We start from the raw sequence: 17,962 nt of genomic DNA on the forward strand, positions 1-17,962 counted from the left end.
ATACGATCTATGCTTCCCGCCGCGTCAGCAGCATGACCAGTCCCGCCAGCGCACCGTAGGTCGACGCGGCCAGCGCCATGGCCACCTGGCCGGTCGTCTCGTGGAAGAGTGCGACCCCGGCAATAAATACCGCGGCGGCGCCTCCCACCCACAGAATGCACGCGAAACGATGCTGGGCGAGTTCATAATTGAGTAAAACGAAAATCAATCCCAGCGGCGCCATGGCCACGCAGACACCCCGGAGGAGCTGCACGAGCCCCGGAGCGGGGTCGATCACCCCGAACAGGATGCGGAGCGGTACGGCGGGGAACAGCGTCACCGCCGCCACGACGCCCGCGATCAGCAATCCGGTCAGCGCCAGGGCCTTGAACAGGGTCTTGCGGTCGGCCGCCGCACTCGCGCCGGTCGAGATCACCTTCGGGAACAGCGCGAACCCGACCGGCTGGCATAGAAAGACGATGATCCGCGCCACGGCCGAGGCGCGGGCGTAGTCGCCGAAATCGATCTCCGCCGGGAAGAACAGTTTGACCAGCACGTTATCGCCGTTCATCAGCAGCGCGTAGCCGAAAAGCGCCGCGAGCGAGAGCAGGAAATAACGGTTCGTCGCGACCGGCTTGCCGGGGTCGCCGGCGGGCGCGGGCAGCCGGCGCGCCAGTACCGCGCCGCCGATCGCGATGCACGCGACCATCCCCAGCAGGTGCGCCGTCAACCCGCCGGCCGCCGTCGCAAAACCCAGCCCCACCGCGATCCCCCCGAACAGGAGGCGGAGGAAGGTCCAGGCGTTCACCGTCACGCTCATCCAGAAGAAATGCTGCAGACCCTGCAGCACCCCGCTGAGCACCGGACGAAACGCCGCGACGAAAAGCACCGCCGCCAGCAGCGCCACCGGCAGGGCCGAATCGAGATACAGCGCCCGCCGGATCGGCCCGCCCGCCAGGAGCAGCAACAGGAGGAGGGGGCCGGCCACGAGTAAAACCCGTTTCAGCCAGCTCTGCAGCAGGCGACGTATCTCGTGCTCGCGGCCCTCCTTCTCCAGCCGGCCGCAGAAGTGGGCCAGCGTGCTCTGCAGCGCCATCAGCGGGACGGAAAAGACGAGAAACGCGCTGAGCATCGCCGCCAGGACCCCGTACTCCGCCCGCGAACAGGTCCGGCCCATGAGCAGGTGAAAGAGGAGATTCGCCACACTGCCCGCGTGCCCGACCCCCATCAGGATCAGGCTGTGATAGAGCAGGTGATCGCCGTCCCACCGGTCCCGCACGCGGCGGAGACGGCTTCTCATAGTTCCACGCGCCTTCCGTTCGTTCATCAGAGTTCCCAATAGGGTATCGCCTGGATGTTTTCGCCGAGCTGCATCCGCCTCCGACAACGGCACACGACAAACCCCCTGCGGGCCTGCGGTCCGGCGGTCGCGAGAAAGGTCCGCAGATGGCGCACATCCTTACCCGAAGGCCTGTCCGTCCACTTCACTTCGACCGGCATCTGTTCGCCGTCCAGTTCCACGATATAATCAATTTCCGTTCCACTCCGCGTCCGCAGGTGAAAAAGCCTGCCCCGGCCGAGATAGTGAAGCCTCTTGATCAACTCCTGCCCCACCCACTGCTCGAAAATCGCCCCCGCGTCATGGCGAATCGTCGACTCGGAAAAATCGAGGCGGGCGGCGGCATTGCGTACCCCGGTGTCCATGAAACACATCCGCGGGGTCGAACACAGACCCTTGCGTCGGCTGCTCGAAAAAGCCGGTATCCGGAACGCGATGAACATGTCCTCGAGAAGTTCGTAATAGGACCGGATCGTCGGGAGGGCCACACCGATCTGACGGGAGAGGCTCGACATGTTGACGATCGAACCCGATTCTGAAGCGGACAGCTCGAGGAACCGGACAAAGGCGCCCCAATCCCTCACCAGCATCTCGCGCCGAATCTCCTCCTCCAGGTATATCTGCGTGTAACTCCGGAGAAGTTCGCCCTTCATCTCGCGGGCCGCCTCGGCAATCCCCGGCAGATCCCCGAAAAGGAGCCGGTCTTCCAGCGATACGGGATCGAAACGAGGATTCGATGAATCCCGTTCCGTTTCAAACGGCACGGTCTCCCCGCCCGACCCCTCGGGAAACGGACGTTCCAGCGTGGTGAGCGGCACGAGCCGCCGATAGATCGCGCGCCCCGGGAGAAGATTGGCGCCGGTTTTGCGAAGTCTGCGGGCCGAACTTCCGCAGAGCACAAACTTCCACCGCGAAGCGTCCTCATCATACAGATGCTGCACCGCGTTGAATATCTCCGGTACACTCTGGGCCTCATCGACGACCACCGTCGTCCGCTTCCCGCCGCCCAGGGCCCTGCATTCCTGCTCGAATTTTTCGGGAGATGCCAGATACGCCGATCGCTCCGCAGGGCTTGAAAGATCGATCCAGAGATCGGCATCGGAAAACGCCGAGCGCAAAAGCGTGGATTTGCCTACCTGTCTGGCGCCGAAGAGAATGAGCACGTAAGGCTCCTCCCTCAGCCGGTTAATCCCCGCTTCCAGAATCCGCCATTTCATAACATCACCTTAATATTTACTGTAAAATCTAAGGTGACCTATTAAATATGTCAATATATTGATGTGTAGATTCTCAGAAGCGTATGCCCCTGCCCGAAATGCTCGATCTCGCGCACCGGACGGAAGCGTTCCCGCACCAGCTCATAGAATCGCTCCGTCTCCTCTGCGGGCAGCGGCTGTATTTCGGGACAGGCGATGGTCAGCCCGTACCCGCTGAACGCGGCCATGGGGGCGTCGGCGGTGCGGAGCCGTTCGGTGAGCATGGCACGGTTGAGCAGGTGAAGCCGCTCCGCCCTTTCGCGTTCCATGTCGGGATAGTAACTGAACGGCCCCATTTCCATTTCACGCGGCACGCGGCGGTCGGCTTCGACGGCGAGATAGGCGTCCTGCGTGAGCAGGATCGAGCCGGCCGGGGTGCGTGCGCGGATGAACGCGCCCGCGTCGCGCAGTTTGACCAGGTCCGGCCGCTCCTTGAACTTCCACCAGATCCGGTCGCGTCCGCGCACGAACCACTGCTGATTGATCGGCGACGAACCCGCGCCCGCCAGCGAAGCGAGCACCACCAGCACGGCCAATCCCGGAAGGAGGCGGCGCGGGATGAGCGGCACCAGCGCGACCACCAGCGCGACCGCGAGCACCGGGTAGATGATCGCCTGATAGTCGTCGTACGGAAACGGCGCGATCAGGTGCACCAGCGTCACCGCCGCCCCGCCCGCCCAGAGCACGCCCGGCGAACAGGCCGGAGCCGACGTCCCGCTTCGCTCCCGGTCGCGTCTGAACCGCAGCAGCATCGACGCCAGCGTCAGGACGGCCCACAGGTAATACGCCTGTACGAAACGGGAGACGAACCCCGCCTTCAGGACCAGGGCCTCCATCAGGCCCCCGGGTTCACGGCCCGAATGATAGCCCAGCATCCCGAACCGGAACTCTTCCGGTGCGATCAGGAGGAAAGGAAGCATCCACAGCGCGAGCACGAATGCCCCGCCGATCCCGAAGCAGACCCAGTTGAGTTGCCGTCCGAGGTACTGCCCCCGGCTGTTGAACCGCTCGCGGTTCGCTTCCGCCTCGCCGCTCCGGGAGATGAGCCAGACGCCGACGACCGGGAGCAGGATCCCTGCGGACAGGCGCGTACCGGCGGCGAGCGCGAAAAAGAACCCCGACCAGAAACACGCCATACCGCCGAACCGGAGGCTGCGCCGGAACGTGAGGGCGAGGAATCCCGCGGCGATCCATGTCGCGGCCAGCCCGTAGGTTTTGACCACGGTCGTGAAATAGCTCTGGTAGCAATTGAGCAGAATCAGCGCCAGCGTCGCGCAGGCCGCGACCGCCGCATAGTCCTTTCCGCCCGCCGTGCGTTCGCGCACCGAGCGGAACGCCGTCCACGCCGCCAGCAGTGCCGCCGCCGCGCCGAAACACGCCGTGATCAGCCGTCCGCCCGCCACGCCCCACGCGCGGACGAGCGGGGCGAACACGGCGTACACAAACGGCAGGACCGGTCCCTGCGTAAACGCGAAATCCGCGTACGGGATCCGCCCCTCCGCCACCGAACGCGCCGCAAGGAGATACCAGCCCTCGTCCTGGTTCAGATCGCCCAGCCACAGATTCGCCCCGCAGAGCAGAACCGCCGCGCCCGCGGTCGACAGGATCAGAATGAACATCAGGGTACGCATCGCCGGGCTCGACGATGACAGAAGCCCCCGCGCGCGACAAGGCGTTTAAATTCGGTTATTCGTGGATTTTTATGGAAAGGTTCCCGGGAAAGGTGGGATGCGGGAGATCGCAGGGGGAGAGAGCATGGGATTCATCATGAAGGACATGAAGAGCATGAAGATTGGTTGAGGTGGGGGGGGTGAACATAATTCGTACTCTTACTCGTACTCGTACGCGTACTCGGACCGCCGAAGGCGTGATTCCATCCCCCGATTCAAGGAATTCGAGTACGAGTAGGAGTACGATGTGACGCAGCACTTCTCATTATGGCCGCATTCCGACCGCGGACGGCGTGGCAGCCGTCCCTCCCGAGTCGATATCCGACGCATTTTCGGGCACTGGGAGGGTCGGGTGCCACCCCGACCGAAAAGGGTGAAGCCATAATGAGAATCGCTGGATGTGACGCGAGCGGACTTGCCGCCGCTCACCATGGTTTGGTTACATACGGTCGTCTCTTCGGCCTCATCCTTGAAAACCAGTTCGGGCTCCACGCCGGAATTGTCGAAGCAATGCAGGGTGTCGGCGAGGGGTCGGTACAGTGCCAGCAGGTTCGGCAACGTCCGGGCATATCGACGACGCACATCCGGTTCCGGCACATGATGCCCGCCGCCTCACCCCATCATTTCTTCAGGGGCGGGAGGCGGTAGATCTGGACATCGTTGAGGCGCGCGTGCATCCCCCCGAAATGGATGCCGAACCAGCCCCGGCTCAGCGCCTCGGGATCGACATCCTCGAACAGGAGCGTGCGATTCCGGTACACCGCGACGCGCGGCGGATGGATCACGAGGGCGAAGCGGTAGCGCGGGCCGGGCTCGAGCAGGTACAGCTCGTGTCTCTTTTGCCCCAGCACATCGGCGGTGCGATCTCCTCCCGCCAGCCGGGCGAAACGGGTCACCTTGTTGTCCGCCATGCCGTATCCCAGAAAGTAGGAGCGCAGATCACCGAAGTGCTCCAGTGCGCGGGGATCGCGCGGCGCGAAGGGGGGATCGTTCGGCGACGCCGGATCCCGGGCCGGCGCAAAGAACGAGAGATCGGTGCGGCCCTCCCCTTCGAGGTCAAGCACCTCCACCTCGAACTCGATTCGAAGCGGCGCGACCAGTTCCGTTTCGAACCAGACCGTCGCCCCTTCCGGAGCAAGGACATCCAGGCAGCCCGCCTCCCGGTCGTATCCGACCTCGCCCCCCGGCCCCACCGTCCAGCGCCAGCGGGCCCGCGCCCGTTCGAAGGACTCACGGTAGAGCAGGCGTGCCCCGTCGATGCGCTGCGGGGATCGGTCCAGCATCGCACACCCCGACAGGAAGAACGGCGACACGAGAAGCATCAGGACCGCCGCCCCGGTTCTCAGCGCACGTCGGCCCCCGGGCCCAGATCCGATTCGGGCGAGAGCAGGCATAATCGGTCTCCCTTGCTGGCGGCCAGGACCATCCCCTGAGATTCCACCCCGCGCAGCCTGGCCGGCTTCAGATTGGCGACCACCACCACGGTTTTCCCCGGCAGATCCTCGGGAGCATACTGCGCTGCAATCCCCGCCACCAGCTGGCGCGGTTCATCGCCGAGGTCGACCTGCAGCTTCATCAGCTTGTCCGTGCCTTCGATCCGCTCGGCGGATTCAATCCGCGCGGTCTTGAGCTGCACCTTCGCGAAATCGTCGATCGTAATCGTCTCCATGGATATCCCTTCCTTCTTCTCCGGCGGCGCGGCCGGTTTCCCGGCAGCGGCCCCGGTCTCTTCCGCCATTTCGGCGCGCGGAAAGAGTACGGCCCTGCGTTCCACGGCGCTGCCCGGCTCGAGTTCGCGGCGGTTGCGCAGGTGTCTGACCTCCGGCGCGCGGCGCTCCATCCCCAGCGCGGCGCGCAGATCGAGCATTTTCGCGGGCATTACGGGGTACAGCAGCGCCGCGGCCACGCGCAGCGACTCGGCCGCCGCGTACAGCGTCAGGGCCACGTCCTCCTGCGCGCCCTCCTTCCAGCGCGTCCAGGGCGACTTGCGTTCGAGATAGCGGTTCACTCCCCGCACCGCCTCCATGACGGAGGCGAGTCCCGAATCGAGTTCCATCGCCGGGACGGCGGCTTCCATGGCGTCCACCGCCTTCTGCGTCAAGGCCCACACCTCCTGCTCCTCATCTCCCTCCAGCGCCTCCGCGTCGACCGCGGGGATCGTCCCTCCGCAGTAACGGTGGAGCATATTCAGCACCCGGCTGAGCAGGTTGCCGAGGTCGTTGGCGAGATCGCTGTTGTAGCGCGTGATAAAGGCCTCCTCCGTGAACGAGGCGTCCTGACCGAGTTTCATTTCGGCGATCAGAAAATAGCGGAACGGGTCGACGCCGTAGCGTTCGATCATCTCCATCGGGTTGACGACATTCCCCAGCGACTTGCTCATCTTCGTCCGGCCCGTGAGCCACCATCCGTGGGCGAAGATGCTCTCCGGCATCGGCAGCCCCATCGCCTTGAGCATGGTAGGCCAGTACACGGTGTGCGTGGTGAGGATGTCCTTGCCGATCAGGTGGCAGGAGGCCGGCCACCAGCGGCGGAACCGTTCGTCGTCGCTCCCGTACCCGACGGCGGTGACGTAATTGAGCAGGGCGTCAAACCACACATACGTGACGAAATCGCGGTCGAACGGAAGCTCGATGCCCCAGGTGAGCCGGGTCTTCGGCCGCGAGATACACAGATCCTGCAGCGGCTGTTTGAGGAACCCGAGCGTCTCGTTGGCGCGGAAGTCGGGGCGGATGAAGCCGGGGTGGCTTTGGATGTATTCGATCAGCCAGTCCCGGTAGCGGCTCATCCGGAAGAAGTAGTTCGACTCGCGAATCGGGTCGACCGCACGGTCGCATTCCGGGCAGCGTCCTTCGACGAGGTCCTTTTCGGTGTAGAACCGCTCGCAGCCGACGCAATACCAGCCCTCGTACTCCGCGCGGTAGATCTCGCCGCGGTCGTAGAGATCCTGCAGCACGGCCTGCACGATCGTCGTATGGCGCTCCTCCGTGGTGCGGATGAAGTCATCGTGCGTGATCTCCAGCCGCTCCCACAGTTCCCTGAAGCGGACGACCGTATCGTCGCACTGCTGCTGCGGCGTAATGCCCTTTTTCTCCGCCGCCTGCTGCACCTTCTGCCCGTGCTCGTCCGTGCCCGTCAGGAACCAGGTCGGGACCCCGAGCAGGCGGTGATAGTTCGCCAGCACGTCGGCGAGGATCGTCGTATACGCATGGCCGATGTGCGGCCGGTCGTTGACGTAATAAATCGGCGTCGTGACGTAATAATGTAAGGGCTCGGTCATCCATTCGTCCTTTTTCTGTGCTCCGCTCCCGAGCGGGCAGATGTACTAATTATCGGGGGACAATTAAATCAAAATCCTTTACGGTGAGCCCCCGTATGAACTGGACCATCATCGACGGCATCGGGCCCTTTTTCACCTGCGACCGGCGGAAACGCATCAACTGGTCGAAGGCGCCCTTCGAAATCCTCGAACACAGCGGGCTGCCCGATCCCCGCCGGCTGGCCGCGGTCGAGGCCGCCTTCCGCACCTTTGCGCGCCGCGTGGCGGAGGAGGGATTCAATACCGTCACGCTCGACGACCTCGCGCACCTGGCCGACCTCCCCGGCTACCCGCCCGCGCTGCGACGCAGGCTCGCGGGCTGGCGTGCGTTTTACCGCCGCCTGTTCCGGATCGCCGCGTCCCACGAACTGCGCGTGCTGATTACGACCGACGTGGTCTTCGAGCCGCCCGGGTACAAACCCCGGCCCGGACGCGGTCCGCGTCGCGCCGCGGCGTTTCTCGGCCGGGCCTGCGACGCGGTCCTGCGCGAGTTTCCCGAAGTCGCCGGCATGATCTTCCGGCTCGGCGAGGCGGACGCGGACGAGGTCCGGCACGAGTTCCGCAGTCGGCTCGCCCTGCGCACTCCCGGTCAGGCGCGGCGATTCCTGAAGCGCATGCTGCCGGTATTCGAGCGCAACGAGCGCTGGATGATCGTCCGGACGTGGACCGTCGGCGCGCACTTCATCGGCGACCTGATCTGGAACCCCGACACTTTCGATCGCGTCTTCGCCGGCCTGGACAGCGGGAGACTGATCATCTCGATGAAGTATGGAGAGTCCGATTTCTTCCGCTTCCTTCCTTTGAACCCGCTCTTCTTCCACAGCAACCACCGCAAAATCGTCGAGCTGCAGGCGCGGCGGGAATACGAGGGATTCGGCGAATACCCCTCCTTTACCGGCTGGGACTACGAGCGCTACGCCTCGGAACTGGTCGGCGCCGTGAACGTGGAAGGCCTCTCCGTCTGGTGCCAGACGGGAGGGTGGAGCGGCTTCAGGCGGCTGACCTACCTGGACGACTCGGCGCTCTGGGCGGAGGTCAATGCGAACACGGCGCTGCGCATCTTCCGCGACAACATCTCCGCCGACCGCGCCGTCCAGCTCTTCTACAAGCAGCGGTTCGGCGACGTGCACTGGGGACCGTTCCGCGAGCTGCTTCAGCTCTCCGACGAAGTCATCCGCGATCTGCTCTACATCGACGACTTCGCGACGCGGAATATCTTCTTCCGCCGGCTGCGCGTGCCGCCGCTGTTCGCCGTATACTGGGACCGCATCCTGATCAACCACCCGGTGCGCAAGCTGATGCGATGCTTCGTCCGGCGCGGGGAGGAAAAAGTGCGCCAGGGCTATATCGCGCTGGAAAAAATCGAGAGAATGATCGAACTCGCGGAACAGCTCGGGCTTCCGTCCGACGACCTCCGCTTCCAGTACGATACGTTCCGGATCATCGCCGCCGCCCGCGAGTACTACTTCCGCCCGTTCACCGCGGAAATCCGGGACCGCATCGAGCAGCTCAAGAAGGACTACAAACGACGCTGGCCGAAACCGCGGTACAAGGTGCACACCGACTTCTCACGGTTCGCGCTCAAACGGTCGCGAATGAAGGCGATCCTGAAAATCATGCTGCGCCGCCGCAGCGGGTACCGCCGCCTCGACCGCTTGTTCACCCTGCGCGTGCTGCTCCTGCTCTACCCGCTCGTCGCGCGGCTCGTCCCGAAATTCATGCGACGCGAAGCGATGGGGCTGTACTCGGTGTTTCGGTAACGGGTTCGGACGATGCGGGAAGGCGGGGAGTCCTCACCGCGGAGACGTCCTGCCGCGCGACAGGGCAGCAGGACTCGTCGAAATCGTGACACGAGACCCGCGGCGCCGTTGACCCGTATTCAGCGTCCCGCGTAATCCCCGTGTTTCCGGCACAGGTCGATGAACGTTTCTACGCGTTCCGGGGCGACGTCGTTCCGGATGATGTGGGCCGGGGAGATCCTATAGCCGCCGCCGGGGCGAGAAGATCGAGTTCTCCCCGGCGAAAGCGCTGCGCTAGAACGAGCGCAGCGCAGTCGAACGGGTCAACAGCCATCTGCACGAGAAACACGGAGGGCGGCACGTTCGAGTGCGCGGCCCCGGTCAAGGTGGCGGCCCACCTGGCCTTCGGCCTGCTCGTCATCGCCGCCGAGCAGAGGTTCAGAATGCTCGGGAAGCTCCTTCGCGTGCTGCAGGGCATCGAAAAGCCCGGTCGCGAAAGCCGGGATAGACGGAGTGCGCTCGAAAAAAGCCCTGTTCGGCCCCTCACACTTCCGAACGCACCGAAATGTGCGCGGGCGCGCCATGTTCACTTACAAAACCCCTCGTGGCGACCGCCGCAGGCGGGCGACGCGAGGGGTTTTGCAAGAGCCTCTTCTCTGTGAACCCCGATTTCGACTTCGATTCGGATTTCGAGATTTCATCCGTGTCATCGGTAATCCGTGGTCGAAAACACAAGCAAGGTCTCTCGCAAAGGCGCCGGGACCGCAAAGATGAATGAAAAGAGCACAGGCAAAGAGATCGTACGCGCTCTCTTACGTTCGCAGCAGACCCGCAGGTCCGCGCAGCGGGAAAAGTTTGTAGTAGGTCCGCAGGCCTGCGAAGCAGGGCCAGGGCCGTTATCTTCACGCGCCCTGGCCCTTCGGGCCTTACGGCGCTACTACGAACTCTTCCTCACGCTCCTTCATGCTCTTCATGCCCTTCATGGTGAATCCCATTCTCTCCCCGCGACAGCGATATTCACGCAGCCACTCCCCCCGATCTGTGGGCGTTTGCGCGAACACGAGGTCTATTAACGACACTCTAACTTGCGGGACGCACGCGGGGGACGTATGGTTCGCGAACCTTTCCCATTCCTCTCTCATGCTCGCCAACCTTCATTCCGGCACCCTGTATGGCGTCGACGCGGTCCCCGTCGAGATCGAGGTCAACACCGCTTACGGCGAAGAGGTCAGAGTCGTCATCGTGGGGCTCCCCGACACCGCGGTGCGGGAGAGCACGGACCGCGTCTGGTCCGCGCTGATCGAGTCGGGATTCATGCCGCACCGCGGCAGGACGATCATCAATCTGGCCCCGGCGGACATGAAAAAGGAGGGTCCGGCTTTCGATCTTCCGATCGCGCTCGGCGTGCTCGCGGCCAAGGGCGATCTCGCCGCCGGCCGGCTGGACACCCTGTGCATTGCGGGCGAACTGGCCCTGAGCGGAGAGGTGCGCGCGATACGCGGCGCTCTTCCGCTGGCGCTGGGCGCGCGGGAGCGGGGGCATCGCGCGCTGCTCCTGCCCGCCGACAACGCCGATGAAGCGGCGGTCGTGGAGGATCTCGAGGTCTATCCCGTACGGACGCTGCGCGAGGCCGCGGATTTCATCGACGGCCGGATCGCGATTGAGCGGCGGCGGGTGCCGGAACGCGCGTTTGAAGAGGGCACGGCCTACGACGAGGATCTCGGCGAGGTGCGCGGGCAGGAATCGGCGCGGCGGGCGGTCGAGGTGGCCGTGGCGGGCGGACACAATCTGCTGGTAATCGGGCCGCCGGGCACCGGCAAGACGATGCTTGCGAGGCGCATCCCCTCGATTCTGCCGGAGATGACCCTGGACGAGGCGCTCGAAGCGACCAAGATCCACAGCATCGCCGGCACACTCCCCCGTTCGAGTCCGCTGCTGAGGCGGCGTCCCTTCCGCTCGCCGCACCACACCATCTCCGACGCGGGTCTGCTCGGCGGCGGCACGCATCCCGCGCCGGGCGAGGTCAGCCTGGCGCATCACGGCGTGCTCTTCCTCGACGAGCTGCCCGAGTTCCAGCGCGCCGTGCTCGAGGTGCTGCGTCAGCCGCTCGAAGACGGCGAAGTCACCATCGCACGCGCCGCGGCGACCGTGACGTTTCCCAGCCGGTTTATCCTGGTCGCCTCGATGAACCCCTGTCCCTGCGGGTACTACGGCGACCCGCGCCGCGCGTGCCGCTGCACGCCGCGCCAGATCCGGCGCTACCGCGACCGCCTCTCGGGACCGCTTCTCGACCGCATCGATCTGCACGTCGAAGTCCCCGCCGTCTCCGCGCGCGAATTGCAGTCGTCACAGAACGGCGAATCTTCCTCCGCCGTACGCCGGCGCGTTGTGGCGGCGCGGCAGCGGCAGCAGCGCCGCTTCGCGGCGTCGCCCCCCGTACGCTGCAATGCCGCCATGCCCGCCCGGCTGGTGCGCCGGAGCTGCCGGCCCGACGACGGCGCCGCGGCGCTGCTGCGGATGGCGATGGACGAGCAGCACCTGAGCGCGCGGGCGCACGACCGCATTCTCAAGGTCGCACGCACCATCGCCGATCTCGAGGGCTGCGAGGACCTGAAACCGGAGCACATCTCCGAAGCCATCCAGTACCGCAGCCTGGACCGGCAGTACGGGCTGTAGGTGTGAGTGAGAAGGCTGAAACCTGAAACTTGAGCAAGAAGGAAAAACTACTGCTGGATTAGAAATCCGCTCGCGTCACAACGTACTCGTACTCAGCGAAGCGGTACTCGTACTAGAATTCCCTGAATCGGGGGAGTGGGATCGCGCCTTCGGCGCTCCGAGTACGCGTACGAGTACGAGTACGAATCATGTTCTCTCTGAACCCCGATTTCGAGTTCCCATTCGCATCCGTAATCCGTGGTCGAAAACACAAGAAATGACTCTCGCCAAGGCGCAGAGATCGCAAAGATGGATGAGAAGAGCACAGGCAAAGAAATGGTGCGTTCTCTCTTACGTTCGTAGTAGGCCCGCAGGCCTGCGAAGCGGGACCAGGGCCGTTATCTTTCACGCGCCTGGCCTGCCGGGGGGCAGGCGTGCGGCGCTACTACGAACGATATCACGCGCCTTGGCCCTTCGGGCGCGTGCGGCGCTACTACGAACGTTTGTCGTCTCCCATCCCGCCTCTTCCCGAACGGCTCCACCACAAAAAATCTGCGAAGAACCCTCTTTACCCGTCGCGAACTGGCGCGTTTGTATATTTTATCAAACCTGATATTGGATAATATGCGGACAGGACACCGGGGACATTATGCGTGCTCGACTTCGTGGTAACGGAGAGGTTGGGATGCGTCATAAAGCGGGACGCCCCGCTGAGGAGGACAGGGATAATGCGCACGGGTACACCAGCTCTTATCGCCTTACTGATGACTGCGGCCGTCGCGGCGGGGCGGGCGGAAACCCCGGCCGCCCCGCAAGCCCGGACAACCGACGCACCGGATCAGACGGTCGCGATCGTCCTCGCGGACCACCCCTCCCCCGCCGAGCAGATCGCCGCCGCGCATCTCGAGCAGACCCTGACCGCCCTGTACCCGTCCGCGAACTTCACCGTATCGAGCGCGGACGCCGGTGCCGGGGCGCTCATTTTCGTCGGAACCCCGGATTCGCTGCCGACCGTGCGCGACTGGGTCGGAACCGGAACCCTGGAGGGTGAGGAGGACTTTGTGATCCGCCACGCGAGCCGCGGCGGGCGGCAGGCCGGTCTGATCGCCGGAAAGACCGGGCGCGCCGTGCTCCACGGCGCCTACCGCCTGACCGAGGCGCTCGGCTGCGGACATTACATCACTGAAACCACGATGCCCGCTCCGCGCGAGGTCTTCACATTCGAAGGCTGGGACATGGAAGACCACCCGCTGGTGCGCGAACGGATCGTGTTTAACTGGCACAACTTTCTCTCGGGCTGTTCGGGGTGGGATGAAGAGCACTGGCTCGAGTGGATCGAGCAGTCGCAGAAGATGGGCTACAATGCGATTATGGTCCACGCCTACGGCAACAACCCGATGTTCACCTACACCTTCCGCGGCATGGAAAAGGAAGTCGGCTATACGGTCACGACCCGCCGGGGCCGCGAATGGAGCAATCAGCACGTCAACGATATCCGCCGCCTGCCGGGGGGGCCTATCTTCGACCGCGCCGAATTCGGCAGCGAGACCGCGCTCGTTTCCGGGGAACGCCGGATCGAGGCCAAGCAACGACTCATGCAGACGGTCTTCACCGAAGCCGAACGGCGGCAGATGCGGGTCACCTTCGCGCTGGATGTCGACACCGGTTCCGTACTGCCGCAGGAGATGATCACGGCCCTGGACGCCGACGAGCGCTTCAGGAACGGTCATATCTGGCTGCCGCGGCCGGACACCCCGGGAGGGTACGAATTCTACCGGGCGCAGGTGCGCGGTCTGCTGGAGCTGTATCCCCAGATCGACCGCATCGCGCTTTATCAGCGCCCCAATGGCGCGCACTGGGGCCTGTTGAAGAAGGTCGACCAGCTGCCCGAACCCTGGCGGGCCGAGTACCGCGAGCACGTGCGCGAACATCCCGACGCCGCCGGGCTGGAGCAGTCGATCGGCGCCTTCGCGCTGAGCAAGGTCTGCGCCGCCTTCCGCAGGGCCCTCGACGAGATGGGCCGCGAAGACATCCGCCTGGGCTACGGGAGCTGGCACACGAAATGGATGCCCGCGGTGGTGGAGTTCTTTCCGGAAGAGGTCGACCTGATGCCGCTGGATTGTACGAACACCCCCGGGAATAAATCATTTTTCGACCGGGACGATTCCCGGGCCGATCTCATGCAGGCACGCGGACGGATCATCCCGATCATCTGGGCGCACCATGACGGCCAGGGCTATATCGGACGTCCGTTTCTTCCGCATGACGATCTGCTCCAGCCGCTCTCCGACCTGGAGGCGGACGGATTCGCCGTCCTGCACTGGATGAACCGCCCGATGGATCTCTATTTCAAAAACCAGATCAACCAGGTCTGGAGCCTGCGCCGGAGCGAGCCCCTCGCGCACACCTGCCGGGTCATGGCGCGCCATTTTTTCGGTCCGTCGCACGAGGAAAACCTCGGCGAATACCTGCTGCGCTGGATTCACGATGCGCCCTCGCTCGGACGGGTAACCCGGGACCACTTCTTTCTGCTGAGCCAGAACCGGATCCGCGAGCCCGAAGCCAAAATCCGCGCATGCCGTGAACGCCTGGAACGGCTGCGCTCCGTCGATACGTCCGACATGAATCCGCGTCAAAAAGAACGACTCGACTATTTCAAGACCCTGGAGCAGGTGATCATCGGATTCTGCGAAAACCAGGCGCTCGCGTACCGTCCCGCCTACGGCGCGATCCGAGGGGGCGACTATTCCCGCGCCCGCGCCCTCCTGCGCCGGGCGGACCCGGCCCGCACGATCGAACGCTACGCCGAGCTGTCCCAAATCGGGAAAGCGGACCGCGGCGAAAAGGCCCTGGTGCCGTCTCTCGGTACGCGCTGGATGACGGATTTCATCGCGGCGCGGCAGGCCGCCGGGATGGAGACGGTACGCATCCATTACGGCCCCACCCGGCACGAAGACCTGGCCATGGATCCGGGGAGCTACACCTATCATATCGACACCGGCGGACGGTACTGGTCCGTACGCGGGGAACGGGAGGTCTCCCATCCCGTGATGACCCTCGCCTCCGGCACACGCCTGGATCCCGCCGCAGCCGACGCGGCGCCGGACGCGGCGATCCTGCGCAGCGGAATCTGCATCGACGAATCCGCCGCACTGGCCGTCTCACCGATGGTCGCACTGTTCGAGGAACTCGCCCCGGGCGCGTACCGGGTGCGGGCCTGGCTGAGTGCCGCCGACGGTTCGGCGCGGTGCAGGCTCGGGATCAACGCCCTCGTCTCCGCCCCCCACGTGGATACGGTGCGGATCGAGCCGGTCCGGGCCCGGCTGCTGAGGGTCGAATGCCATAGTTACGAGGCGGACAACTGGAACAGCATCTATGAAATCCGGTCCGACGCCATCGACCGCGCGGCCCCGGGCGGCGCAGCGGCCAGCACGCATACGCCCGGATACCCGCCGGAAGCGGTTCTCGACCACGACCCGACGACCCGCTGGGCCGCGCAGGGGGAACAGTGGATCCAGGTTCCCCTCGATCCCGGCGAACCGCTCGAGAGCGTGAAGATCGCCTGGTACAAGGGCGAATCGCGCAATTACCGTTATACCCTGAAGGTTTCCGATGACGGCGAGCAGTGGCGCGAAGTGACCCGGCTTCCCGATTCCGTGGCGGATGCGGGCGAAAATATCGGGCCGGCCCGTGAAGTCCGTCTGGACCGCCCCGCGGACGGGAGCCGTACCGTGACGGCGGCCGATCTCCCCGTACGCCTGGACCACCCGTCGAAGTTGCGGCTGCGGGTCGATCCCCTGGACGGAGCCGTCCTCCTGCACGCGCTGACCTGCAGTCCGGAACGCGAATGACAGGATAGCGCAGCGTCCAAAGCACCCGCGGTCTACCGGTTCATCCCGCGATCGCCCTCCTGCGGAAGGTGCGGCTGAAGGACGGTGCGGTTCGCCTGCCGGGCGGTGCGGAAGGCCTCGCATGCCCGCCGGTGGAGTTCGGCCTGGCTGCGCACTTTTTTGCGTTTCGCCGCCTTCGTACGGCTCCAGTTCCCGTCGGGTCCCAGCGTCCAGCTCTTTTCCGAATCGCTGAAGTGGACATCGAGGATCTTTCGCAGCCGTTTCCGGGAGGGGGCATCGTCGACCGGCACCAGCACCTCGACCCGCCGGTCGAGGTTGCGCGGCATCCAGTCGGCGCTGCCGATATACGTGAGGTGTTCGCCGCCGTGGCGGAAGCGAAAGACCCGCGCATGTTCCAGGAAGCGGTCGATGATGCTCAGCACGGTAATGTTCTCGCTCAACCCTTTCACGCCGGGTCGCAGGCAGCAGATCCCGCGCACGTTCAGCCGGATGCGGACGCCCGCCTTTGACGCCTCGTACAGTTTCCCGATCATGCCGGGATCGACGAGCGAATTCATCTTGGCGTCGATCGCCGCCTTCTGTCCCTGCCGGCTGCGCTCGATCTCCTGCTCGATCAGCGCGACGAGGCCGTCGCGCATATGGATCGGCGCCATCAGCAGGCCGTTGAAATGCCGGGGCTGCGAATAGCCGCAGACGGCGTTGAAGAACGATGACGCGTCCGCGCCCAGGTTCGGATCGGACGTCATGTAGCTCAGATCGCCGTAGACCCGGGCGGTCACTTCGTTGAAGTTTCCGGTCCCGTAGTGGACATAGCGGACGATTCCGTCCGGCTCGCGGCGCATGACGATACAGACTTTCGCGTGCGTCTTGAGTCCGCGCACGCCGTAGATCACCTGGACGCCCGACTGTTCGAGCTGGCGTGCCCACTCGATGTTGCGGGCCTCGTCGAACCGCGCGCGCAGTTCGACCACGGCCGTCACGTATTTATTCGACTCCGCCGCGCGTTTGAGGGCCTCGACGACCGGGCTGTTCCTGCTGGTGCGGTAGAGGACCTGCTTGATGGCCAGCACGTCCGGGTCGGCGGCCGCCTCCTCGATAAAACGGACCACGGGGTCGAAGGATTCGTACGGATGATACAGCAGCAGGGACCGCTCCGAGATCTGGTCGAACATGGGCCTGCCGGGATCCACTTCCGGCGAAGGCTGCGGCGGCCAGGGCTCGAACTTGTGTTCGTCGAAGCCCTCCATATCGGCCAATGCGCCGAAATCGTTCAGGTTCAGGGGACCGTGGACGGGAAACACTTCGGGGCGCTTCAGTCCGAGCCGATCCTGCAGGCGGGACCGGAGTTCATGGGAAGCCGCGCCTTCGATCTCCAGCCGCACCGGACCGCTCTGTTTGCGCGCCTCCAGCACCTCCTCCATGCCGCTCAACAGGTCCGGCGCCTCGTCCTCCTGGACCGCCAGGTCCGCGTTGCGCGTGACCCGGAACGCCGCGGCCTCCTGCACCGGCCGGCCGGGAAACCACTCGGCCGCGTGCATGCGCACGACATCCTCGAGCGTCATGTAGTGGTAGAGTTCATCGCGGGACGGCAGCGAAAAGAAGCGGTGGGTGGCCCTTCCCAGGGGCATCACCGCCAGTTCCGTGCCGCCGTCTTCTCCGCCCGAGAGCAGGACGGCCATATGCAGTTCCAGGTTATGGATCAGCGGCATCGGCCCCTCGGCTTCGATCGACATCGGCGTGATCAGCGGGAAGAGCTGTTCCTCGAAGGCGGAGCGGAGAAAGCGGCGCGGCTCGCTTTCCACTTCCTCCGGACGCGCGCGGCGTATGCCCGCGCGCGCCAGCGCGGGTTCGAGGTCCTCGCGATAGCATGCGTACTGGGTTTCGACCATCGACCGCACCCGCTTGAGTATCGCCTTGAGCTGGCCGGCGGGCGTCAGCCCCGAGGGGTCTTTTTTGCGCTTGCCCTCCCGGCGCTGGAGCTGCAGTCCGCCCACGCGGACCATGAAAAACTCGTCGAGGTTCGAGGCGGTGATGGACAGGAACCGGAGCCGTTCGAGCAGCGGCGTCCCGGGGTCGCGGGCCTCGGCGAGGACGCGGTCGTTGAAATCGAGCCAGCTCAACTCCCGATTGATGAAATGCGAACGATCGGGCGCCATG

General features: G+C 64.8%; 9 protein-coding genes. 3 read left to right on the top strand and 6 right to left on the bottom strand.

Going from position 1 to position 17,962, the window contains the following annotated elements:
• Positions 1-7 precede the first annotated feature (7 nt).
• The 5 genes from L21SP4_RS08835 to metG form a co-directional block, all read right to left on the bottom strand.
• Positions 8-1,279 (bottom strand): polysaccharide biosynthesis protein, encoded by a 1,272-nt coding sequence (locus tag L21SP4_RS08835; RefSeq protein WP_052882310.1) that lies wholly within the window; start codon positions 1,277-1,279, stop codon positions 8-10.
• A gap of 26 nt (positions 1,280-1,305) precedes the next feature.
• Positions 1,306-2,535 (bottom strand): ATP-binding protein, encoded by a 1,230-nt coding sequence (locus L21SP4_RS08840; protein WP_052882311.1) that lies wholly within the window; start codon positions 2,533-2,535, stop codon positions 1,306-1,308.
• 50 nt (positions 2,536-2,585) lie between these two features.
• Positions 2,586-4,193: a hypothetical protein gene (locus L21SP4_RS08845; RefSeq protein WP_160300770.1), complete on the bottom strand. Its 1,608-nt coding sequence runs from the start codon at positions 4,191-4,193 to the stop codon at positions 2,586-2,588.
• 671 nt (positions 4,194-4,864) lie between these two features.
• Positions 4,865-5,566: a DUF6250 domain-containing protein gene (locus L21SP4_RS08850; protein WP_052882313.1), complete on the bottom strand. Its 702-nt coding sequence runs from the start codon at positions 5,564-5,566 to the stop codon at positions 4,865-4,867.
• Between the two features lie 20 nt (positions 5,567-5,586).
• The gene (metG, locus tag L21SP4_RS08855) at positions 5,587-7,521 is read right to left on the bottom strand and encodes a methionine--tRNA ligase (RefSeq protein WP_052882314.1); all 1,935 of its coding nucleotides are present in this window, start codon (positions 7,519-7,521) and stop codon (positions 5,587-5,589) included.
• A gap of 95 nt (positions 7,522-7,616) precedes the next feature.
• On the opposite strand from metG, the gene L21SP4_RS08860 reads away from it, so the two are divergent.
• The 3 genes from L21SP4_RS08860 (at position 7,617) to L21SP4_RS08880 (ending at position 15,805) form a co-directional block, all read left to right on the top strand.
• Positions 7,617-9,320, top strand: coding sequence for a hypothetical protein (locus L21SP4_RS08860; RefSeq protein ID WP_052882315.1), 1,704 nt, complete (start codon positions 7,617-7,619; stop codon positions 9,318-9,320).
• Positions 9,321-10,439: 1,119 nt separating this feature from the next.
• On the top strand, positions 10,440-11,975 hold the full coding sequence (locus L21SP4_RS08875) for a YifB family Mg chelatase-like AAA ATPase (protein ID WP_052882318.1): 1,536 nt from the start codon (positions 10,440-10,442) through the stop codon (positions 11,973-11,975).
• A 743-nt stretch (positions 11,976-12,718) separates the two neighbouring features.
• Complete coding sequence (locus L21SP4_RS08880) at positions 12,719-15,805, top strand: discoidin domain-containing protein (RefSeq protein ID WP_052882319.1); 3,087 nt, start codon at positions 12,719-12,721, stop codon at positions 15,803-15,805.
• 32 nt (positions 15,806-15,837) lie between these two features.
• On the opposite strand, the gene ppk1 is transcribed toward L21SP4_RS08880, so the two are convergent.
• Complete coding sequence (gene ppk1, locus L21SP4_RS08885; protein ID WP_052882320.1) at positions 15,838-17,961, bottom strand: polyphosphate kinase 1; 2,124 nt, start codon at positions 17,959-17,961, stop codon at positions 15,838-15,840.
• Position 17,962 lies beyond the last annotated feature (1 nt).

Source organism: Kiritimatiella glycovorans, assembly GCF_001017655.1.
GTDB classification, from domain to species: Bacteria; Verrucomicrobiota; Kiritimatiellia; order Kiritimatiellales; family Kiritimatiellaceae; genus Kiritimatiella; species Kiritimatiella glycovorans.